This is a genomic window from Rhizobium sp. CFBP 13726 (assembly GCF_014841925.1).
Classification (GTDB): domain Bacteria; phylum Pseudomonadota; class Alphaproteobacteria; order Rhizobiales; family Rhizobiaceae; genus Neorhizobium; species Neorhizobium soli.
Genome location: NZ_JACYUU010000001.1, coordinates 25,973 through 47,568, shown reverse-complemented (window position 1 = coordinate 47,568; position 21,596 = coordinate 25,973). Strand labels below are relative to the sequence as shown.

Sequence of the window (21,596 nt, the reverse complement as noted above, 5' to 3'; positions counted from 1 at the left end):
AACCCACTTCACGCACGGTGTTGGAGATCATGACATTCACCTCCGCCCCTCGAGCGGAAACACCTTGGACGGGTTCAGTATCCATTGCTCGTCGAAGGCTGAGCGGATTGCCATCTGCTGGTCGAGTTCAGCTTGCGTGAACTGATGCCGCATCAGGTCGCGCTTTTCGATGCCGACACCATGTTCGCCGGTGAGGCAGCCGCCGGCATCGACGCAGAGTTTCAGGATCTCGTTGCCGGCTTCCTCCGCCTTCATCGCTTCATCAGGGTCGTTGGCATTGAACAGGATCAGCGGATGCATGTTGCCGTCGCCGGCATGAAACACGTTTGCCACGCGCAGGCCGAAGCGTTCGACGATTTCGGCGGTCTTTTCGAGCACATAGGAGAGTTTGCCGAGCGGCACCGTGCCATCCATGCAGATATAGTCGGCGATGCGGCCGGTTGCGCCGAAGGCCGATTTGCGGCCTTTCCAGATCAGCGCCGCCTCGGTGGCCGACTGGCATTCGCGCACGGTCTTGACCTGATGCCTTCGGGCGATCTCGACGATATCTTTGAGCGTCGCGTCCATCTCCGCTTCCGACCCCTCCACCTCGACGATCAGGAGCGCTGCGACATCCAGCGGATAGCCGGCCTTGGCGAACGCCTCGCAGATCTCGATCGCCGGTTTGTCCATGAACTCGATCGCCACCGGAATGATGCCGGAGCCGATGATATCGGCGACGCAGGCTCCCGCCTCTTCCGAGCTATCGAACCCGAACAGGACCGGGCGCGCGCCCTCCGGTTTGGCAATCAGGCGCACCGTCGCCTCGGTGACGATGCCGAGCTGGCCTTCCGAGCCGCAGACGAGGCCGAGAAGATCGTAACCTGCGGCATCCAGATGCTTGCCGCCAAGCTCGATCACCGTGCCATCGACAAGCACCATCCGGACGCCGAGCAGGTTGTTGGTGGTGACGCCGTATTTCAGGCAGTGGGCGCCGCCGGAATTCATGCCGATATTGCCGCCGATCGTGCAGGCGAGCTGCGAACTCGGGTCCGGCGCATAGAAAAACCCGTCGATGCCGACCGTCTCCGAAATGCTGAGATTGGTGACGCCGGCCTGCACGGTGGCGGTGCGATTGCTGTAGTCCACTTCCAGCACCCGCGACATCTTGGAAAGGCCTAGAACGACCGCATCCTCCTGCGGAATGGCCCCACCCGAAAGCGAGGTTCCCGCCCCCCTTGCAACGACCGGAATGGCGTGGCGATGGCAGTATTTCATCACAGCCGCAATCTGCGCCGTGGTGCGTGGAAGGACGACGGCAAGCGGGACGCGCCGATAGGAGATGAAGGCGTCGGTCTCGAACGGTGCGAGTTCGCGTTCTTCGTGGATGAGACAGTCCGCCGGTACGAGACGGGCAAGATCGGTCACGATGTTATCCCGCCGCGACAGGACGGACGCGCGTGGCGGCAGGAATGCGATTGCCTCGGCCATGGCCTCCTCCTCAGAACGCGTGGCTTTCTCTATCTCGTTACAGCGTATGCCATGACGGTGTCGCACATCAACTCGAATGCGGGTTGCCCACGCATAAACCACAGATCCGCTCTCGACATTATCAGCGTACAAAGCGCGGTCCGCGCAAAATAGACGTTGACGCAACAGTAGCCGGCTTCAGAATGGAGAATGCGCCTTTAGAGATGATTCTCCTAAAATAATCCTCTTTTGCTCGTTAAGCCCGGCGCAAGCATTATATTAGCAACATACATTTTTTGGAGGCGTTTCGAAATTGGGCTTGATGGACCGACTGACCGGCAATCTTCGTTTGATGCTGCAGCGCCCTGCGCGACAGCAGTATGCCGCGTTGTGCTATCGCCTGACGAAGAAGCGGACGCAGCTGGAAGTTCTGGTCGCCACAAGCCGCGATACGGGGCGTTGGGTCATTCCCAAGGGATGGCCGATGAAGGACAAGAAGGCGCATCAGGTAGCCGAACGCGAGGCTTACGAGGAAGTGGGCGTCAAGGGTAAGGTCGAGAAGGACGCGCTTGGCTTCTTCCACTACCGCAAGACCCTCGACAGCGGCCTGAAAGTGCTGGTGCGCGTGCAGGTTCACGCACTGGAAGTTGCCGATTGCCTGAAGAATTTTCCGGAAAAAGGATCCCGGAAGCTGGAATGGGTCTCCTGCGAGGAAGCGGCCAACCGCGTCAACGAGCCGGAACTGAAAATTCTCTTCCTGCGGTTTGCCGAAAAAATGGATCCGCTTCGTTCAACGGTGCCGATCAAGGCCGCAGGCTGACAGTCCGCTCGACCAACCAAAATCGTATACTGGAATAAATGATGGGCCAAACGCGGCCGCGTCTGGCCAAGCCGACGCTCGACAAGGATCTTGAAAAGCTCTCCTCGGTGGAAGATGCCGCGCGGCAGACGTCGCGCGGGCTTGCAGCACCCGGTGCAGCGCTGTTGTTCATCGTGCTGGTGGCGATCTTTGCCGCTTCCTATGTGACCGGACATCCGGGTGCTGTGGTGGTGATCGCGGCCTCTGCGCTTGCGGCCTACATGGCGATGAATATCGGCGCCAACGACGTTACCAACAATATCGGTGCCGCGGTCGGCGCGCGCGCGATGACGATGGCGTTCGGCCTGGCGTTGGCGGCAGTGTTCGAAATCGCCGGCGCGGTGATTGCCGGCGGCAGCGTTGCCGGTACGATCGCCAACAACATCATGCGTGCCGGCGTAATCACCGATCCGAACGTGATGATCTGGGCGATGATGGCGGCACTGCTTTCCGCCGCCGTGCTGATCAATATCGCCACATGGCTCGGTGCGCCGATCTCTACCACCCATTCGATCGTCGGCAGCGTGATGGGTGCAGGCATCGCGGCGGCTGGTTTCTCGGCCATCGACTGGGCGACCGTCGGCGGTATTACCGCAAGCTGGGTCCTGTCACCGCTGCTTGGCGCCACGATTGCCGCCGGCCTGCTGTTCCTGATCAAGGAAACCATCATCTACCGCGAGGACAAGATCGCCTCTGCGCGGACATGGGTGCCGATCCTGATCGGCCTGATGGCCGGTGCCTTCGCGGGTTATCTGTCGCTTGTCGGTCTCGGGCAGCTGATGGCTGTTTCGAAGTTAACCGCGACCGCCATCACGCTGGTCACGGGTCTTGCCGTCTGGCGACTGGTCATCCCTGTCATCGCCAGACAGTCGCGCGGACTGGAGAACCGCAACCAGTCGCTGCGCAAGCTGTTTCGCATTCCGCTGGTGTTCGCGGCGGCGCTGATGTCGTTCGCGCATGGTGCCAATGACGTGTCGAACGCGATCGGTCCGCTGGCGGCGATCGTCGCGGCAGCGCAGCGCGGCGGCGTGTCCGCACCTGTCGGCATACCGCTGTGGGAACTGGTGATCGGCGGCCTTGGTATCTCGCTCGGCCTTTTGCTCTACGGGCCGAAACTCGTGCGGCTGGTGGGTGCCGAGATCACCAAGCTCAATCCGATGCGCGCCTATTGCGTCTCGTCTTCGACGGCGCTGACGGTGATCGTCGCGTCCTGGGTCGGTCTGCCTGTGTCTTCCACGCATATTGCGGTCGGCGCCGTGTTCGGCGTCGGGTTTTTCCGCGAATGGTACACGCGCCATTCACGCCGCCGTTACGAGTATATGCGGGTCAGGGCCGGCAAGGATCCGGATGTCGGTCAGGAGTACGAGCACGACGAGAACGAGGTGAAACGCCGTTTTCTGGTGCGCCGCTCGCATTTCCTGTCGATCATCGCCGCCTGGATGATTACGCTGCCCGCATCGGCTGCGCTTTCCGCGCTGGTCGCGACGGTTATCTTCGCGCTGTTCGTCTGAGTTTTGAGAGTTTTCCATGCGTGCCAATTTCCGGATACAGCGCCTGTTCATCGACGCACCGCTTGCCAAGGCAGAGCACCAGGAGGTGGGAGCGGAGCATTTCAACTATCTCGCCAATGTGCTGCGCCTGACTGAGGGTGCCGAGATCCTGGCGTTCAACGGGCGCGACGGCGAATGGCTGGCGAAACTCATCTTTCCGAGCCGCAAGAAGATCGCGCTTGAGCCGATCGAGCAGGTGCGCCCGCAGCCGCCGGCACCGGACCTGCATTACCTGTTTGCGCCGCTGAAGGTGGGACGGCTGGACTATCTGGTGCAGAAGGCGGTCGAAATGGGCGCCGGCACGCTTCAGCCTGTCATGACGCAGCATGTGCAGGGCAAGATCACCAGCATGGAACGGCTGCAGGCGAACGTGATCGAAGCTGCCGAACAGTGCGGCATATTGTCAGTCCCGCAGGTGCTTCCGCCGAAGAAACTCGGCGATGTCCTCGACCACTGGCCCTCCGACCGGCGCATCATCTTTTGCGACGAGGGCGATGAGGGACAGAACCCGCTGATGATCCTGTCGAAGATCGAGGAGACCAAGCTGGCGCTGCTGGTTGGCCCGGAAGGCGGGTTTTCCGAAGAAGAACGGGCGCGTCTGCGGTCGCTGCCATTCGTCAGTGCCATTCCGCTCGGACCGCGTATCCTGAGGGCCGATACCGCAGCGGTTGCAGCACTTGCCGTGGTCCAGGCTTCGATCGGCGACTGGCGTTAGACACCCCTTCAACCGGCGCGACAGATTTGACACACAGCTGCCTGTTTTTCTAAACCAGCGTTGAAAGAAATTCACTTGCACCGCACATCATTCCGGTCCAATCAGCCGGACGTTCGCTCTCTAAATACGGCACTCCGAACAAGGTAGTTTTCATGGCCCGCGACACCACCGACCAGACCCCGCTTTCTTCGGTGGCCGAGCTTTCCAGCTACATGGCCGAGGGACCGCGTCCGAAGGAAAAATTCCGGATCGGGACCGAGCACGAAAAGTTCGTCTTCTTCAAAGCCGATCATTCGCCCGTGCCCTATGCGGGCGAGGCCAGCATTTCCGCGCTGCTGAATGGCATGCAGGAACGGCTTGGCTGGGAGCCGATCACCGATGGCGGCAACATCATCGGGCTTGGCGAACAATCTGGCATGGGCGCGATCTCGATCGAGCCCGGCGGCCAATTCGAGCTTTCGGGCGCGCCCCTTGAAACACTGCATGAGGTGGCGGAAGAGGCCGAGCAGCATATCGCGCTCGTCAAGGAAATTGCCGAGCCGATGGGCATCGGTTTTCTCGGCATCGGCGGCAGCCCCAAATGGACGCGCGAAGAAACGCCGCGCATGCCGAAATCCCGTTACGACATCATGACCCGCTTCATGCCGAAGGTCGGCAGCAAGGGTCTGGACATGATGTACCGCACCTGCACGATCCAGGTGAACCTCGACTTCTCGTCCGAGGAAGACATGGCCGCGAAGATGCGGGTGTCGATGAAGCTGCAGTCGATCGCGACCGCGCTGTTTGCGGCATCGCCGTTTACCGAGGGAAAGCCGAACGGACTATCCTCCTGGCGCGGCGACATCTGGCGTGACACCGACAACAGCCGCTCCGGCGTGCTGCCCTTCGTGTTCAACTCCGATTTCGGCTATGCCGATTATGCAGAGTGGGCACTCGATGTGCCGATGTATTTCATCGTGCGCAACGGCAAGTATCACGACTGTACCAACATCACCTTCCGGCAGTTCATGGACGGCGCGCTGAAGGGCATGGTCGACGACTGGCAGCCGACGATGGGCGACTGGATCAACCATCTCTCCACCCTCTTCCCAGACGTGCGGCTGAAGCGGTTCCTGGAAATGCGCGGCGCCGATGGCGGTCCGCTCGATCGTATTTCCGCCCTGCCCGCCTTCTGGGTGGGTCTGCTCTATGACGACACGGCGCTTGCGGATGCGCAGGAACTGACGAAGGACTGGACCTTCGAAGATGTCGTCCAGATGCGCGACACCGTTCCATCAAAGGGTCTTTCAGCCGAGATCCGTGGCGTGTCGGTTCTCGATATCGCCCGCGAGAGCGTGCTGATCTCCAAGGCCGGCCTCAAGGCCCGTGCCCGCAAGAACGCCGAGGGCGACGACGAGACGATCTATCTTCGTCCGCTCGAAGAAATCCTGGTGAAGAAGGCAACGCTTGCCGACGAAATGCTGGCGCTGTTCAATGGTCGCTGGGAAGGCTCGGTCGAGCCGGCGTTCAAGGACTACGCTTACTGAGACGAGCATCCGAGCGGCGCTATAATCCGCTTTGAGGCTCTGCCTTTCCGGCTATAATGGGTCAGTCACCCGTGCCGGAAGGGATGCCCATGCTGCCATTGTTCGACATGATGATGAAGGCCGGAGGGGGCCAGGGCGGCGGCGCATCCATGGAGGCCTTCGCCAAGCAGTTCAATCTTGCCCAGGAACAGGTTTCTGAAGCAATGGCGGCGTTGATGCCCGCCTTTTCCTCCGGCTTCAAGCGCAAGGCTGCAAACCCTTACGACCTCTCGGAGCTGATGAGCACCGTGTTTTCCGGCGCCTATGGCAAATATTTCGAGGATATGGGCAAGGCTTTCACGCCGCAGGGCACAGCCGACGGCAATGCCGTTCTGGAGAAGGTGTTCGGCTCAAAAGAGGTGTCCCGTGCAGTCGCCGCGCAGGTGGAGCAGTTTACCGGCATCGGCAAGGACATCATCGAGAAGATGATGCCTGGCATGGCCAATACGCTGATGGGCGGCTTCTTCAAACAGTTTACCGGGCAGATGGGCGCGCCTTTCGCGACCCAGTTTCCGGCCGGCGGCGATACGTTCGGCCCGGCGCTGGAGACGATGCAGAAGCAGTGGATGACCGCGATGGGTTTTGACAAGGCGGCACCGAATCCGGACGCGACGAGCAATCCCTTGGACAATCCCTTTGCACAGGCGATGCGGGCGATGTGGGGCCTGGAAAAGCCAGAGCAGCCGCAGCCTTCCGCCACCGCTCCGGGCGCTGCCCAAACCTATGCGGATCTCGTCAACCGGATGTTCGACAGCGGCGTCGAGGCGAATAAAGGCTACCAGAAGAGCCTGGAGACGATGTTCGACGGTTACTTCGGCACTGGAAAAGCGGCCAAGCGCTGAACGAAAAAGTCACTTGAACGAAAAAGTCACTTGAACGAAAAAGCCCGGCGCGGATAAACCGGCCGGGCAAAGGCAGGGCTATTGGCAATCGCCCTGCGGGGAAACTTGAGGCTCGCTAGAGCCGCTTGAAGCGGTTGCGCGCATGCTCGCGGGCGGCACGCGTCAGAAGCCGCGACGGGTCATCCAGAACGCCCGAACGATCGAGCGCCTTCACCACATCGTGGCGGGTAATACCGATATCTTCGAGCTGGTAATCATCGAGGTCGTGAAGGGAATTGGCCTCGAAGCGATTTCGAAGAGCGCGCCATACGGATTTCGTTCGAAGCATGATCTGCGCTGCAAAGCGGGTCTTCGCTGCTGCAGGGTAAAGCTTCAGTTCGGTTCCGTAGTTGGTCGTGCTCATCGGATCATCCTTTCGTAAGGCACGGAGAGGCTCACCCCTTCCACAACGGCTTTGCGGAAAGGTTGCCCTTTGTGAAGGCATCCGGGAGGAGGCCTTCGCTGGTTCTGATTTTGCATCGTGTTTATGCGGGAAAATCTATTGATCAGTCCAACGAATGTTTCTAATGATATGCATCAATCGCTCTTATGAATGACGTTCATCTGGAGGCCTGCATGTCCGCACCGCTCGACATCGATCAGCTACACACGTTCATCGCCATCATCGACACCGGCAGTTTCACCAAGGCGGCCGATCGGGTGTTCAAGACCCAGTCGGCGGTGTCCATGCAGATGCGCCGGCTGGAAGAACGGATCGGCAAGCAGCTGTTTGCCAAGGACGGGCGCGGCAACCGGGTGACGGCCGAGGGCGAGAAGCTGATGAATTACGCAAGGCGGATCATCAGGCTTAACAACGAGGCGATTGCCGCCTTCGACGACAACCGCCTGGAAGGCTCGATCCGGATCGGCACGCCGGACGACTATGCCGACCGCTACATGCCCGAAATCATCGGACGGTTTGCGAAGACGCATCCCAATGTGGAGCTCTACATCGTCTGCGAACCCTCGGTCAGCCTTGCCGAGAAGATGGCGCGCGGAGAGCTGGATATCGCGCTCGTGACGCACAACCCACGGCAGCGGATATCAGATGTCGTTCGCACCGAGCCTCTGTGCTGGGTGGGTTCGGCCAACCACACGCTGAAGGACGACGCGCCGGTGCCGCTTGCGGTCGGTCGGCGCGACTGCCTCTGGCGCCAGCTTTCCTGTTCGGCGCTGGATGCGTCAGGCCGCGAATATCAGGTCCTGTTTACGAGCTGGTCGTCGACCGTCGTTGCGGCGGCCGTGCTTGCCGGCATGGCTGTCTCCGTCCTGCCGGAATCGGCGCTGCGGCCCGGCATGAAGGTTCTGACGGCTGCCGACGGTTTTCCGCCGCTGCCACCCGTGCAGATCGGCCTGATGAAGCGGCCGGGGGTCTCACCGTCGCTGATGAACGCCATCACCGACCATATCACCGCCTGCCTCGACAATATCTCGCCGGCCGTGGTGCCTGACGATCTCGATGCCGACACCAAGGCGTTTCCGCGCATGGTGCGGTCGCGCGGTTCGGTGATGCCCGGCTGGTAATGCAGACAAGAACGTCGCCTGCCTTCAGTTGAGGGCAAGCCACACGGCCTGCCAGACCCAGAGCGCGACCAGCGTGAAGAAGCCGAGCATGAACAGCGGCCGGCGATAGCGCAGGCGATTGCTGGTCACATGCACATAGGCATGGGCATAGCGGGAGGCGACGAAGAGCCAGGAGAGCGCCACCGTGCCCCAATTGTCTGCGGTCGATGCATAAAGCACCAGGCAGACGACGTGAAACAGCACCGGCAGTTCAAACTGGTTCTTGATGTTGTTGTGAACCAGCAGGCTTTCCGCCGGTTCCTGCAGGTTCTCGCGAAACTGCGCTACCTCGACGCGGCCCGACCTGACGGCGGCAACGCGTTTCTTCGACAGCATCCAGTAGAGACAGAAGACGAGCGCGACATGCGCGATCATCGGCCAGAGCGTTGCATTGGTGGAAAGCATTGATCCTCCTGTCGTCATAAGAATGCATAGACGAAGCAAAGGCCGCCGACAACGGGCCGACGGCCCTCCTTACACAGACTTGGACTACCGCGGCGTCAGGGTTTCGGTGCCGGATCCGTCCTGGCCGGAAATCGTCCAGGCACCTTCCAGCACGCCATCATCGCGCACCTCATAGACGACGAGGCCAACTTCGCCATCCAGCACGTAGCCTGCGGCAAAAGCGTTCTCATAGAGCATGCAGATGCCGTTCGACGTGGCCTTCTTGCCCGAACCCGTCTTCCAGACGATGGCACAGGTCGTCTCGCTGGTCAGCTTGATGGTGGCGGTGCCGTCATAGGCGGATCCGTCGAGATTGGTGCCCTCAACCGTGTACGCGCCGGCCTTGACGGTCTGCGCCTGGGCAGGCGCAATGAAAGCGGCGCCCAGAAGCACCGCAGCAAGAACTGTTCTCTTCACGAAAGTCTCCCCTTAAGTCGATCTCTATCGACGACGAGAAGATATCAAAATTTGTGCTGGCGGATACTGGGGGCACGAAATAAAAAGGGCCGGGCTACTATGCCCGGCCCTGTTGTTTTGGACGTCGCTACGTTCAGGCGCCGGAGCCCGGATAGTTCGGGCTTTCGCGGGTGATCGTCACGTCATGCGGATGGCTTTCGCGCAGGCCAGCACCGGAGATGCGAACGAAGGTCGCCTTCTCCTGGAAGTCCTTGATGTCCTTGCCGCCGACATAGCCCATGGCAGCTTTCAGGCCGCCTGCGAGCTGATGGATGACGCCGGAAACCGGACCCTTGTAGGGCACCTGGCCTTCGATGCCTTCCGGCACCAGCTTCAGGGTGTCGCGGACTTCCGCCTGGAAGTAACGGTCGGCGGAACCGCGGGCCATGGCACCGACGGAACCCATGCCGCGATAGGCTTTGAACGAGCGGCCCTGGTAGAGATAGACTTCGCCGGGGCTTTCATCGGTGCCGGCGAGCAGCGAGCCGATCATCACGGCCGACGCGCCGGATGCGATCGCCTTGGCGACGTCTCCGGAGAACTTGATGCCGCCATCGGCAATGACCGGAATGTCCTGCGCCTGTGCTGCCTCGACCGCCGACATGATGGCGGCAAGCTGGGGGACGCCGACGCCGGCGACGATACGCGTGGTGCAGATCGAACCCGGGCCGATACCGACCTTGACGGCGTCTGCGCCCGCATCGATCAGCGCCTTGGTGCCGCTTGCGGTGGCAACGTTGCCGGCCATGACGCGGACGTGGTTGGACAGTTTCTTGACGCGGGTGACGGCTTCGAGAACGCGGGCCGAATGGCCATGCGCGGTATCGACGACGAGAAGGTCGACGCCGGCTTCGATCAGCCGCTCGGCACGCTCGAAACCATCGTCACCGACGCCGATCGCGGCAGCGGCGCGCAGGCGGCCCTGCATGTCCTTGGAGGCGTTCGGGTTGAGCTGCGACTTTTCGATGTCCTTGACGGTGATCAGACCAACGCAGCGGCCTTCGCCATCGATAACCAGCAGCTTTTCGATGCGGTTGGTATGCAGCAGGCGCTTGGCCTCCTGCTGATCGACGTTTTCCTTGACGGTGATGAGACCCTGATGGGTCATCAGCTCGTGGATCTTCTGGGCCGGATCCGAGGCAAAGCGCACATCGCGGTTGGTCAGGATGCCGACCAGACGGCCCGAGGCTTCGACAACAGGAATGCCGGAAATGTGAAACGTCTTCATCAGGGCCAGCGCATCGGCGAGCGTCGCGTCGGGGCCGATCGTGACCGGATTGACGACCATGCCGCTTTCGAACTTCTTGACCTGGCGGACCTGTTCAGCCTGCTCGACCGGGGTCAGGTTCTTGTGGATGACGCCAAGACCACCGGCCTGCGCCATCGCGATGGCGAGACGGCTTTCGGTGACGGTGTCCATCGCCGACGAGATGATCGGAATGTTCAGCTCGAAATCAGTGGCAATGCGCGTGGCGACGCTGGTCTGGCCCGGCAGGACTTCGGAATGCCCCGGCTGCAGCAGGACGTCATCGAATGTGAGGGCGTCGAGACCGGTCGGCGTTTCTATAATACGAGCCATTGCCAATTCCTTCGATCTTAAAAATGCGGGACCGCTCAGGACCGTGAATACGTCCCGACGTTCCGGCAACAATTGCTTGGAAGTTGGCGAGGGCTGGTAACACGATAATGACAGGAAGGGAACATTTAAAACCCGGAGGCAGGCCCTCCGGGTTTGCATAGCTGTGAATTTCCCGCGTCAATATTCGTCAGATATCGAACTGGTAGCTCTTCGGCACGAAGCGGTAGCCGGTTTCCTGCTTTTCGGCGTAGCCGACGGCGGGGAACGGCATGTGGTAGCCGAGGAAGGCGACCTTGTCGGTGGCGATCATGTCGAACACGCGCTTGCGGGTTGCGGCCGCCTTTGCCTTGTCCATGTCGAACTTGACCTCCCAGTCCGGGCGCTGCAGCGACAGGACGAAGTGGTTGGCGGTATCGGCCGTGAGGATCAGGCGCTTGCCCTGCGATTCCACGTTGAAGATCATCATGCCGGGCGTGTGGCCGGCTGCGAGCATGCCGGTGATGCCGGGTGCGACTTCGCCGCCCTCTCCGATAAAGGTCATCTTGTCCGCCAGAGGCTTCACATTGGCGAGCACTGCCTTCTGATTGCCTTCAGCGGGCGTTCCGGCGCGGGCGCCGTCGACCCAGAAATCATATTCCGTCTGACCGGTGATATAGGTCGCCTTGGGGAAAGCCGGCTTGCCGTCTTCCATCAGGCCGCCGATATGGTCGCCGTGAAGATGGGTCAGGACCACTTTCGTGACATCGCCCGGCATATAGCCGGCAGACGCCATGCCTTCGACCAGACGGCCGGCACCCATGGCATGACCCGACTGGCCGAAGCCCGTATCGAACAGGATGACGTCGCTGCCGGTATCAATGAGCGTCGGGGAAAAGCCGTTGACGAACTGATCGGTCGGCAGAAAGTTGTCTGCGAGAAGCGCGCTGACGGTCTCGGCCGACTGGTTGGTTCCAAACGTCTCGTTCGGAGTGCCGGAGGCGCGGGAACCATCCTTCACCACGAGAACATCGAAGCTACCGAGCTTGAATTTGTGAATGTCGGGAGGGGTTACGCGATCGATTGCCAATTTCTTCTCCTGTGCCAGCGCTTTGCTGCTCATCAGCGCCTGGCCACTCCATATAGCCGGCGCCGCGAGGACGGCCAGTCCGGCACTTCCCAGCAGCGTGCGGCGTTCCATGCCCTTTGGTTCGTCCTTGAACGTCATGATCTCATCCCTCCGTTTGAAAGCTTTCGGGGGTGCACCGAAAATGCCCAAGCCCCGCACACGAATAGATAACAGGCGACAGGCAAAGGGAAACAAGCCTCACGCAGACGTGACATGGTCTCCCGGAAATTGACATCGTGCAATTGGCTTCATGCCGGAACAGGTCTAGAGCGGGGACGTTGAAGTGCGTCGCGTATCGCAGGCCCTCCCCATGAACCGCATCATTCCGCTTATTCTGGCCGTCGCTCTGTTCATGGAGCAGATGGATTCGACCGTCATCGCCACCGCACTTCCCACCATCGCCGCCGATCTCGGGGTCAGCCCGATCACGCTGAAACTGGCGCTGACATCCTACATGGTGGCTCTTGCAATGTTCATTCCGCTGAGCGGCTGGATGTCCGACAAATTCGGGGCAAAGAAGATCTTTCGCCTGGCAATCTGCGTCTTCATTGTGGGCTCGATCCTCTGCGCAATCTCCGAGTCACTGCTGCAGTTCGTGATGTCGCGCTTTCTGCAGGGCATGGGCGGTGCAATGATGACGCCGGTCGGCCGTCTCGTGCTGCTGCGGACGACGAAGCGAAGCGAACTTGTTTCCGCCATGGCGCTTCTGACGATTCCGGCGCTGGTCGGGCCTTTGACCGGGCCGCCGATCGGCGGTTTCATCACCACCTATTTTTCCTGGCACTGGATCTTCATCATCAACGTGCCGATCGGCATCGCCGGCGTGATCCTGACCGGCATCTACCTGCCGCACGTGCCGCCGGTGGAGACGCCTCGAATGGACTGGTTTGGCTTTCTGCTGACCTCGGTCGCGGCCTCCGGTGTCGTCTTCGGCCTGTCGGTGATCGGCCTGCCGGCGCTGCCGCCGGTCGTCGGCATCACGGCCACGTTTGCCGGCTTTGCCGCCTGCATTCTCTATTATTTCCATGCCAAGCGGCATCCGTTTCCGGTGCTAAACCTCACGATCTTCAACGACCGGGCTTTCCGTGCCTCCACCACCGGCGGCACGATGTTTCGCATCGCGACCGGGGCGATCCCCTTCCTGATGCCGCTGATGCTGCAGCTGGGTTTCGGCCTCAATCCGTTTCAGTCCGGCCTCATCACCTTCGCCGGCGCGATCGGTGCGCTGACGGTCAAGTTCCTTGCAAGGCGGGTGTTTGCGATGACAGGCTTTCGAACCGCGCTGATCTTTGCAGGCATCCTTGGCGCAGCATCGACGGCGGTCAACGGGTTTTTCACCCCGGACACACCCCATATCGTGATCATCGGCGCGCTGCTCGCGGCGGGGCTATTCCGCTCCCTGTTTTTCACAGGTGCCAATGCTCTCGGCTATTCGGAGATTACGGACCAGCAGGCGAGCCAGGCGACGTCCATGGCCTCATTCCTGCAACAGGTGAGCCTGGCACTCGGCGTCGCGTTTGCAGCCTTCATTCTGGAGATGTCGTCGACGTTTTCCGGCAGCCAGCTGGCGCTCGCGGATTTCCATCTCGCGTTCTTTATCGTCGCCGCTGTTTCGGTGTTTGCGGTGATCCCGATCCTCAAGCTCGACCCGATGACCGGCGCCGACGTATCGGGACACCGGCGCGGAGTGCGCGTCGGACAGGTAGAGCCGACACCGGGAGCCGGCGAGTAAACTCAGTCCCGGCCGAAACCCTCGTCGCCCGCCTGTTCCCGCGGATCATCCTGTGCTTCGTCCGCTGCATCATCGCCGGGATGGTCGCCGGCCGCTTCGTTGGCGAGCCTGTGGGCCTGGCCTTTGAAGTGTTTTGCAAGCAGGAACATTTCCACCGATTCCTGGCGCGACGAGCCGGGCTTGATGTGGATGACCTGCTTGAAATTCTTCTTCAGCATGTCGAGAAGATCCTTCTCGGTGCCGCCCTGGAAGGTCTTCGCCAGGAAATGTCCGCCCTCGCCCAGAACCGAGACGGCAAAATGCGCGGCGACTTCACACAGATGCATGGTGCGCAGATGGTCTGTACGGTGGTGGCCGGTGGTCGGTGCCGCCATATCGGACAGGACGACATCCGGCGTGCCGCCGATCGCTTCCATCAGCTGGCGCGGAGCATCGTCATCCAGAAAGTCGAGCTGCAGGATCTTGACGCCGGCAAGCGGCGCCATTTCAAGAAAATCGATCGCCGCGACGCGCATATCGTCATCGCTGGATTCGGTGACCTTGGCGGCGATCTGCGACCAACTGCCGGGGGCTGCACCCAGATCGATGATGCGGCGCGCGCCCTTGAGCAACTGGTGCTTCTCGTCGATCTCCAGAAGCTTGAACGCCGCACGGGCGCGATAACCCTCGAGTTTGGCGCGCTGGACATAGGGATCGTTGATATGGCGCTCCAGCCAGCGGCGCGAAGACGCCTTCAGCTTGCCCTTCTTGACCTTCTGGCCAAGCTTGCGACCGGTGCGGTTGCCGCCAACGGATGGTTTCGTCATTGCTTGCGTCCCGTTTCCTGCGTCTGCCCGTGGCCTGAATTATTCGTCTGATGGTGGCCCTGGCCTGAACCGTTGCCTGACCCCTGGCCGAACCTTCGTCCCCTGCCGCGGCGCCAGACACCGTCATCAGCCATCATATCCGTCAAAAGACCTTCGCGCAGCCCGCGATCGGCAACCCGCATGCGCTGGCTCGGCCAGCGGCGGCGGATCGCTTCGAGGATGGCGCAGCCGGCAAGAACCAGATCGGCCCTGTCAGGACCGATGCAGGCATTGGCGGCACGGCCGGCGAAATCCCATGAGAGGAGCTTTGCCTGCATGGCGGAAACCTCGGAATCCGACAGCCAGAGACCATCGACCTTGCGGCGATCGTAGCGTGGCAGATCGAGATGGACGCCGGCAAGCGTGGTGACCGTGCCGGATGTGCCGATCAGATGAAAGTCCTCGGCACCCTGCTGGTGCGGGGAACCGATCGGCGGGCAATCGAACTTCGACAGCATGCCCTCGACCTCATCGACCATGCCGGCAAAGACGGCCGGCGTGACATCACGGCCGCCATGGCGTTCCGACAGCGTCACGACGCCGACCGGCAGCGAGGTCCAGTGGGTAATGTGGTTGGCGAGCCGCGACGAGCGGCTGTCGCCGATGCGGATGACCGCGATTTCAGACGAACCGCCGCCGATATCAAACAGCACGACGGAGCGGGCCTCGCGACCGACCAGCGACGAGCAGCCGGACACGGCAAGCCGCGCCTCGGTTTCGCGATCGATGATTTCGAGCTCGAGCCCGGTTTCCTCAGTGACCCGCGCCAGAAATGCCTCGCCGTTTTCGGCAGCGCGGCAGGCTTCGGTGGCAATCAGCCGCATGCGGCGGATCGGCCGGTGCGCAAGTTTCGACGCGCACACGCGCAAGGCATCGACGGCGCGATCCATCGCTTCCGTCGACAGGCGACCGCTTGCAGCCAGCCCCTCGCCCAGACGGACAATGCGCGAAAACGCGTCGATGACCCGGAACTGGCCCGGCCGCGTCGGCTGGGCGATCAGGAGACGGCAATTGTTGGTGCCGAGATCAAGGGCTGCATAGAGTTCGTCGCGGAAGCCTGCGAACTTGTCGGCGCCGGGAGAACCATGGCTTTCATGCCCGAGCGCCGCATAACCGGCATGGCCTGCGGCCGAAACCGTCTTGGCGGTGACCAGCGGTCCCTGCTTGGCCTGCGTCAGCGGCCGACCCTGCGGGCCCCGACCGGCACGCTTCTTCTTGCGGCTCTGATTGCGATCCTGCTGCGGGCCCTGCTGGCGCGGCTGCTTTCCGACCGGCTTCGCGTCACCGCGCAAGCCTTCGCCCGCCGACGCATCAGCACCAATCGGTCGATCGCCACTCTCCGCAGATGGATTCGGCGCATGTGCGGAATTCTCCGTGACCGCGGAGCGCGAACGGGAGCGACGGCGCTTGCGCTTGCGCGGATGCGGTGAGCCCGGCTCTGGCCGCCCGCCGTCGGACGTGCCGCCATCCGGTTTCATGCCGTGCGGGCGTCCGGGCTGGCCGGCCTTTTCAGCCGGGTTTGCGTGCGCCATCGACGCCGCGTCACGGTCTTTGCCGTTTCGCTTCGCCTTGCGGCGCCGGGAGTTCTTGACATCCCTGCGCAGTTCCGCCGACGCCCCGCCTTCCGGCGGCTTTCCGCCGCTATCGGGGTTCATCACTTTATAAGTCCATCTCGCCGCGCAACACTTTGAAGCATGCAGCTGGCGTCTGATCGTTTCGTTGACCTGAAGATAACAGCCTCAGGCGCATTCGCCAACGGCTTTTTAGGGCGCGGCAAGCAGGACCAAAAATGATGTCGATTTTTTTCACAAAGGGTATTTGCAAGCGCCAAGTGTTTGGTTATAAGCGCCGCACACCGATGAGCCACAAGGCTTTTCCTGCTGGGGAATAGTTCAACGGTAGAACGACGGACTCTGACTCCGTTAATCTTGGTTCGAATCCAGGTTCCCCAGCCAATCTCCTTTTATTTCCATACGGGTTAGCGCTTTCCGCCAAATGGCGACGTAATTTCAGCGGGTTGTACGCGTGCTGAAATCCGAGAGACTGCCGTGGGCACTCATTCGGCGCCATCTTGGACCTCCAGTCTCTGGTCGCCTTGTCGAGACTTACAGGTTGAGAACGTCGCATCGGCTCCTGATCGCCCGTTCGATGTGGATGTGATTTGCGCTCAGAGCGCAGCGACGATCTGGCGCTGAGCGTGCCAGTCGGATGGCATCGGATTGCCGGACAGCCATTTCGTCGTGAAGCCCAGCGGCTGGTCGCCTGCTACAACCGACTGAACGATTGCCGGTGCCAGGAAGGCGAGATCGATGATCTGCATCACCCGACGCGTCGAAAGGCTTTCGGACTTGGCGATGTCCTCGAAGCTCTGCCCCTGTTTGACCGCTTCGTAGAACTGCTGCGCCTTGGCAATGTTGCGGGTCAGAACCTCGTCGCGGGATGTGGCGGCAGCGGCGCCGATGATCAGTTTCGTCTCGACGCCACGTTTGCGATTCTGGAAGCTGGTGCTGAAGGCAAGAACGGCCGGGTTGATTGAGTCCAGTGGAATCGAGATCAGTTCGGCGACGCACTGGTCGATGAGCACTAGATCGATCTGCCCCTGCATGATGGTCGCTTGAGCCAGGCACTTCAGGATCAGGGTCAGATGCTTGTCGGTCTCGGCAGCCAGCGCTTCCAGCCGATGGTGGACTTGGGCGATCTCTGTAACCGACTTGGTTAAGAAGAGATCGGTCGGCAATCTATCTATGAGATGGCGCACGATGGCCTGGGCAATCTGGCTTTCGAGCATCTTAGCCGGAAGTCTCCAACCCCGATCCATCGGGGCCTTGCTCATCTGCTTCTTGCTGATCACCCGGTTGGAGACGTAGTAGCTGAGGCGTTCACCATTCTTCTTCGTATGGCTGGGTGTGAAGTAGTCGCCGGTGTCGTCATAGAGCTTGCCAGCCAGTGGTGCGAACTTGGCGATTTTGCTGACGCCACGCTGGCGCGAGGCAAATTCTGTCAGCTTTTCCTGAACCAGATCCCATACTACCGGCTCGATGATCGCCGAGTGATTGCCGTCATGGATCTGCGCCCGATGGCGGATGCGCCCGGCATAAACCGGGTTGGTCAAGATGTAGTAGATGTTGGTCACCCCAAACGGCGCCAGCCCGATGACGGTAGCTGGGACAGCGTTATCGACGGTTGCGAACTTGCTGCTATCGGCGGGATTGGGTTTGTCGCTTCGGAGCGACCGAATGCTGGTATCGCTGGTTGCCGTTTGGTGGCCCTGCTTGTACTTCTTGGCGCCCGCCCTCGGACGTCCTTTGGTGCGCAAGCCCAGATCGTTTGCGGCCACCCTGACCTCGTAGATCGAGCCCAGCTCGAGATAGAGCTGGTAGATCTTTCTGACCGTCTCGGCGTCCTCCTCGACGATCTTGAGAGACCGCCCATCCGCCTCATAGCCGAGAGGCACCCGGCCTCCCATCCACAGCCCCTTTCGCTTGGAGGCGGCGATCTTGTCGCGGATCCGTTCGGCCGTCACTTCCCGCTCGAATTGTGCGAAGGACAGCAGGACGTTCAAGGTCAGCCGCCCCATGCTGGTGGCCGTGTTAAAGGACTGCGTCACAGAGACAAAGGAGGCATTCGCGTTATCGAGACGCTCCACCAGTTTGGCGAAGTCTGCCAGCGACCGCGTCAACCGGTCGATCTTGTAGACGACGATCTGATCGACCAGGTCCGCTTCGATATCCTTCAACAGCCGTTTGAGTGCCGCCCGCTCCAGGGTCCCGCCAGAGATGCCGCCATCGTCGTAGTAGTCCGGGATGAGTACCCAGCCCTCATGCTTTTGACTGGCGATATAGGATGCGCAGGCCTCTCGCTGCGCATCCAGTGAGTTGAACTCCTGGCCTAAGCCTTCTTCTGAGGATTTGCGGGTGTAGATAGCGCAGCGGACGGACTTCATATTCGTGCCAAACCGAAGAAGCGAGGGCCGGACCAGGCTGTCCCGGTGATCTTGCGAGCGATGGCGCTCAGCGAGCCAAATTGCTTGCCATCCATCTGGAAGCCGTCTGCGGTGACCTCGACCTGGTACACCCTGCCGTTCCACTCTCGCACCAGATGGGTTCCGGGTCGCAAGGTTGCAGGAGAAGGTACAGCCGTCGCTCCGGCTTTCGGTTTCCCGCCTTGCTCCCCGTCCTTCAAACAGGCCTTGAGGACATTGCGAACGGCCTTTGAATGACCCCCAAAGGCCGCTACCTGCGCCTCATAGGCAAACACCTTGCGCATGAATTCGACCGAGACGTAGCGCGGTGGTTGATGATCGAACTGCTTGCGCCAACGTTTCAGGCATGCCTCGCGATCAAGAGCGCCAAACGACGCCGCACATGGCGGCGTTGGGATCCTTGCAGCTATGTTCATACGGCGTCTCCCTCGGGCGAGGTGACCGCAGCCTGCTCAGTTTGCTCGGTCGTTGCCGTAGATTCCGCAGGCTCTGTCGGCGTCACGATCTGGTAAACCGCCTCCCCCGTCTTAGGTGCTTTAGTGGCAAGGATTTGATGCCCCTGCTTGCGCAGCCCCGACAGCGCTGCCCGCACTGTATGCGCCTGCCAGCCAAGCCGCTCGGTTAGCACCGAGATCCGCGTGCCGCCCGGCCTTGCGACCAGCGCGAGCAGTTGTTCCTTCTTGCGTTTGTGGGCTTTAGGTCGAGGGCTTGCGGACAATGCGGTCACTGTCTGGGGAAGGCTTTCACTCGTTGGCGATGTCATTCTAGACTCCACTCTGTTGAGGCCGGGGATATCCCGCCTTGCACTGAGTGAAGCCCGAGGTCGGATCGGGCTCAGGCATCTGCCAATCGTGGGCTTCGCCTGAGAGGGAGTACTGCTTCCTTTGCACCGCAAGTCCAGCCGGATTGGACGATTGGTCAAAGACGCCGCAGTCTATAAACTACTCGCAGCAGCCCTTCGTTTCCGGATGATCATCTCGAATGGCGTCGAGTGAGAAGCAGTCGAACGGGAAATCTCCTGCCGTCGACTGAATGGTGAAAGTTGTTGGCTTCGCGAAAGCGCTAAATAGCGGCCTCGAAAGACCGGGCTAGCCTTGGCGTGTGCTTCCGCCAGCAGCTGACCTGATGTTGTTTCAAAGGTCCCGCCGTCAACGTTCTTAACCACAGCGACCGTCGGAATATATTGCGTTATAAGCATTTCTCTGTCACGAATCTCCCTTGAACACCACTCAAATAAATCACGCAGATGCTCAGTAAGTCTGCACAATGCAAATCACCGGATCGGACGTGCTATTATTGAATTAAATCAAATATCATATTGTTTTACTAATCGTATGAATTCAAAAACGTAATCCTGGATGCTTTCGCGACTTGTTAGTTCGGCATGATGCACGTAGTTATATTCTTGCTTACTCGAAATAATCTCGAAATCCCCTTTTCCGTCTTGATAGACAGTTATCCTTGCAGATGCGGTGAAGCCAAAAATATCAACAAAGGCTGATAAGCCATTAGCTGCCCTGTCTAGAGTGATATCTATATTTTTAGAATCTGGAGACGCTAAAGCCGACTCGTAAGCCTCCTCTAGGAATTCTATGGGACTATTCATGTTCGTTTGCTCCAATGCCATCCGGCGACGTAGGCTTCGAGGCTTCAGCATCGGTACCACCAGAAGCATTTGCCTCCTTCCGAGCAACCTCAGCAATATTAGTTGCATCCGGCAGCTCTAGGCGCGGGCACCAAACGTTGGAATCAATCCACTAAAAACGGAGCCTGAACACGCCTTCCATGAAAAACCACAATATAACCGCAATAAAAAACACCATCTTCCAAACATCGATTGAGTATTCCCCTGGAAACTGCCCCGAAAAGGGAAACGAGTTTCCCCACATAACCACAAGTGGAGCGATTACCACGAGCCACTTGATCTCCGTACGGTATTCCTCTTCACTCATATTTCGTTTGATTGGCCGAACCTTCACCTTTACCAACTTAAGGTGGAAATAACCGACCGCAGCGACAGACAGCAATCCAAAAACGGCGAACGCTGCTCCGAACCCAAATAGTCGAGAGCTTAGCATTAATATTTCCAATGTTATGATTGCCGCAAGAAAGCTTTTTTTGAGTCCCGGTATAAACATATCACCTTCTAATTATTGTTCTTTGTCTATTTCATGAGTATCTATCGATGATTTGCTATCCTTTTCTCCATCATTTTTTTGCTTTCGGCTAAAGCTTTCTGTTGCGCATCAATTTTACTCAAAATGTTTTCGACTCTGCGTTTTGCTTGATATGCCGCCAAATCCTTTAAAGCACCTCTAATGGAGAATGATCCCTCGGCTTGCACGGATACGGATACTCCGGCACGAATATCAAGGGGAGTGACATAATAATCTTTCGCTAGGCCGAGTCCCCCCAAAGTCACGCCAACTTCGGCTCCGACATTGCCTGAGACGGCCGTCGTAATACCAGCATCCCAGACCTCACCCAGAGCCTGCGGGACACTGATGTAGCCGGATAGAGCGCCACCTACACCTATTCCTGGCACTACATTTCCCCCCGAGTGACACTATAAGTCAGTTGCCCGTTCGGTCCTTTGCCTCTTCGACCATGCCGACGATGAAGTACTCGTGGGCATCAAGGCGCGAGCCACCGCGTCGGCCTTGTTTCCCAGGCGTCAGCCGACCAACCCGCGCACTCGCAATCCAGGCGATGGCTGTTGCATTCCCAATCCCAAATCGGGCCGCTGCTGACCGCGCCGACATGCCACCCCGTGACGCAGCCAGCACGCGGCTACGCAGACATCGCTGAGAGCTCGGGTCATATTGCTTCGACCAAATCACCAGTCGGAGCGATGGAATGAGCATTCGGCAG

20 protein-coding genes, 1 tRNA gene and 1 pseudogene are annotated in these 21,596 nt (G+C 60.0%); 8 read left to right on the top strand and 14 right to left on the bottom strand.

Annotation, left to right across the window (positions count from 1 at the left end; all coding sequences use genetic code 11):
• Positions 1-36 precede the first annotated feature (36 nt).
• Positions 37-1,470, bottom strand: coding sequence for an FAD-linked oxidase C-terminal domain-containing protein (locus IFT66_RS00225; RefSeq protein ID WP_192076472.1), 1,434 nt, complete (start codon positions 1,468-1,470; stop codon positions 37-39).
• A 292-nt stretch (positions 1,471-1,762) separates the two neighbouring features.
• Between IFT66_RS00225 and IFT66_RS00220 the strand changes: the two genes are divergently transcribed.
• From IFT66_RS00220 to IFT66_RS00200, 5 genes are all read left to right on the top strand, one after another.
• Entirely contained in the window at positions 1,763-2,269 is a 507-nt protein-coding gene (locus IFT66_RS00220) for an NUDIX hydrolase (protein ID WP_174195683.1), read from the top strand.
• A 41-nt stretch (positions 2,270-2,310) separates the two neighbouring features.
• Positions 2,311-3,819, top strand: coding sequence for an inorganic phosphate transporter (locus IFT66_RS00215; RefSeq protein ID WP_192077096.1), 1,509 nt, complete (start codon positions 2,311-2,313; stop codon positions 3,817-3,819).
• 16 nt (positions 3,820-3,835) lie between these two features.
• Positions 3,836-4,573: a 16S rRNA (uracil(1498)-N(3))-methyltransferase gene (locus IFT66_RS00210; RefSeq protein WP_192076471.1), complete on the top strand. Its 738-nt coding sequence runs from the start codon at positions 3,836-3,838 to the stop codon at positions 4,571-4,573.
• A 152-nt stretch (positions 4,574-4,725) separates the two neighbouring features.
• Positions 4,726-6,099 carry a glutamate--cysteine ligase gene (locus IFT66_RS00205; RefSeq protein WP_192076470.1) on the top strand — a complete coding sequence of 458 codons (1,374 nt, stop codon included), beginning with the start codon at positions 4,726-4,728 and terminating at the stop codon, positions 6,097-6,099.
• Positions 6,100-6,188: 89 nt separating this feature from the next.
• Positions 6,189-6,980, top strand: coding sequence for a DUF937 domain-containing protein (locus IFT66_RS00200; RefSeq protein ID WP_192076469.1), 792 nt, complete (start codon positions 6,189-6,191; stop codon positions 6,978-6,980).
• A gap of 115 nt (positions 6,981-7,095) precedes the next feature.
• Here IFT66_RS00200 and IFT66_RS00195 read toward each other — a convergent pair whose 3' ends face one another.
• Entirely contained in the window at positions 7,096-7,383 is a 288-nt protein-coding gene (locus tag IFT66_RS00195; protein WP_062579265.1) for a DUF1127 domain-containing protein, read from the bottom strand.
• A gap of 212 nt (positions 7,384-7,595) precedes the next feature.
• On the opposite strand from IFT66_RS00195, the gene IFT66_RS00190 reads away from it, so the two are divergent.
• Positions 7,596-8,543 (top strand): LysR substrate-binding domain-containing protein, encoded by a 948-nt coding sequence (locus tag IFT66_RS00190; RefSeq protein ID WP_062580164.1) that lies wholly within the window; start codon positions 7,596-7,598, stop codon positions 8,541-8,543.
• Between the two features lie 24 nt (positions 8,544-8,567).
• Here the strand turns inward: IFT66_RS00190 and IFT66_RS00185 are convergent, their stop codons facing one another.
• The 4 genes from IFT66_RS00185 to IFT66_RS00170 all read right to left on the bottom strand — a co-directional run bounded on the left by IFT66_RS00185 (position 8,568) and on the right by IFT66_RS00170 (position 12,265).
• Positions 8,568-8,987, bottom strand: a complete 420-nt coding sequence (locus IFT66_RS00185; protein WP_192076468.1) for an MAPEG family protein — start codon at positions 8,985-8,987, stop codon at positions 8,568-8,570.
• An 84-nt stretch (positions 8,988-9,071) separates the two neighbouring features.
• The gene (locus IFT66_RS00180; protein ID WP_062453741.1) at positions 9,072-9,443 is read right to left on the bottom strand and encodes a hypothetical protein; all 372 of its coding nucleotides are present in this window, start codon (positions 9,441-9,443) and stop codon (positions 9,072-9,074) included.
• Between the two features lie 133 nt (positions 9,444-9,576).
• The gene (gene guaB, locus IFT66_RS00175) at positions 9,577-11,061 is read right to left on the bottom strand and encodes an IMP dehydrogenase (RefSeq protein WP_113109532.1); all 1,485 of its coding nucleotides are present in this window, start codon (positions 11,059-11,061) and stop codon (positions 9,577-9,579) included.
• 187 nt (positions 11,062-11,248) lie between these two features.
• Positions 11,249-12,265 carry an MBL fold metallo-hydrolase gene (locus IFT66_RS00170; protein ID WP_446737858.1) on the bottom strand — a complete coding sequence of 339 codons (1,017 nt, stop codon included), beginning with the start codon at positions 12,263-12,265 and terminating at the stop codon, positions 11,249-11,251.
• A 211-nt stretch (positions 12,266-12,476) separates the two neighbouring features.
• On the opposite strand from IFT66_RS00170, the gene IFT66_RS00165 reads away from it, so the two are divergent.
• Positions 12,477-13,898, top strand: a complete 1,422-nt coding sequence (locus tag IFT66_RS00165) for an MFS transporter (protein WP_192076467.1) — start codon at positions 12,477-12,479, stop codon at positions 13,896-13,898.
• A 2-nt stretch (positions 13,899-13,900) separates the two neighbouring features.
• Here the strand turns inward: IFT66_RS00165 and IFT66_RS00160 are convergent, their stop codons facing one another.
• Both IFT66_RS00160 and IFT66_RS00155 read right to left on the bottom strand, forming a co-directional pair.
• Positions 13,901-14,704: an RlmE family RNA methyltransferase gene (locus IFT66_RS00160; protein WP_062579257.1), complete on the bottom strand. Its 804-nt coding sequence runs from the start codon at positions 14,702-14,704 to the stop codon at positions 13,901-13,903.
• Positions 14,701-16,401 (bottom strand): Ppx/GppA phosphatase family protein, encoded by a 1,701-nt coding sequence (locus tag IFT66_RS00155; RefSeq protein ID WP_184654037.1) that lies wholly within the window; start codon positions 16,399-16,401, stop codon positions 14,701-14,703. Before IFT66_RS00155 ends, IFT66_RS00160 begins: the two co-directional genes overlap by 4 nt.
• A gap of 223 nt (positions 16,402-16,624) precedes the next feature.
• Between IFT66_RS00155 and IFT66_RS00150 the strand changes: the two genes are divergently transcribed.
• Positions 16,625-16,698: transfer RNA gene (locus IFT66_RS00150), tRNA-Gln, on the top strand.
• Positions 16,699-16,910: 212 nt separating this feature from the next.
• Here the strand turns inward: IFT66_RS00150 and IFT66_RS00145 are convergent.
• From IFT66_RS00145 to IFT66_RS23870, 6 genes and pseudogenes are all read right to left on the bottom strand, one after another.
• Positions 16,911-18,686: a recombinase family protein gene (locus tag IFT66_RS00145; RefSeq protein WP_192076466.1), complete on the bottom strand. Its 1,776-nt coding sequence runs from the start codon at positions 18,684-18,686 to the stop codon at positions 16,911-16,913.
• A complete protein-coding gene (locus IFT66_RS00140) occupies positions 18,683-19,141 on the bottom strand; it encodes a DUF2924 domain-containing protein (RefSeq protein WP_192076465.1) in 459 nt (152 codons plus the stop codon). Before IFT66_RS00140 ends, IFT66_RS00145 begins: the two co-directional genes overlap by 4 nt.
• Complete coding sequence (locus tag IFT66_RS00135) at positions 19,138-19,488, bottom strand: DUF3489 domain-containing protein (protein ID WP_192076464.1); 351 nt, start codon at positions 19,486-19,488, stop codon at positions 19,138-19,140. The genes IFT66_RS00140 and IFT66_RS00135 overlap by 4 nt, the downstream gene beginning before the upstream one ends.
• Positions 19,489-20,031: 543 nt before the next feature.
• Positions 20,032-20,400: a hypothetical protein gene (locus tag IFT66_RS00130; protein WP_192076463.1), complete on the bottom strand. Its 369-nt coding sequence runs from the start codon at positions 20,398-20,400 to the stop codon at positions 20,032-20,034.
• Positions 20,401-20,904: 504 nt separating this feature from the next.
• On the bottom strand, positions 20,905-21,270 hold the full coding sequence (locus tag IFT66_RS00125) for a hypothetical protein (protein WP_192076462.1): 366 nt from the start codon (positions 21,268-21,270) through the stop codon (positions 20,905-20,907).
• Between the two features lie 37 nt (positions 21,271-21,307).
• A pseudogene (locus IFT66_RS23870) lies at positions 21,308-21,546 on the bottom strand (IS630 family transposase); the annotation flags it as partial.
• Positions 21,547-21,596: the final 50 nt, after the last annotated feature.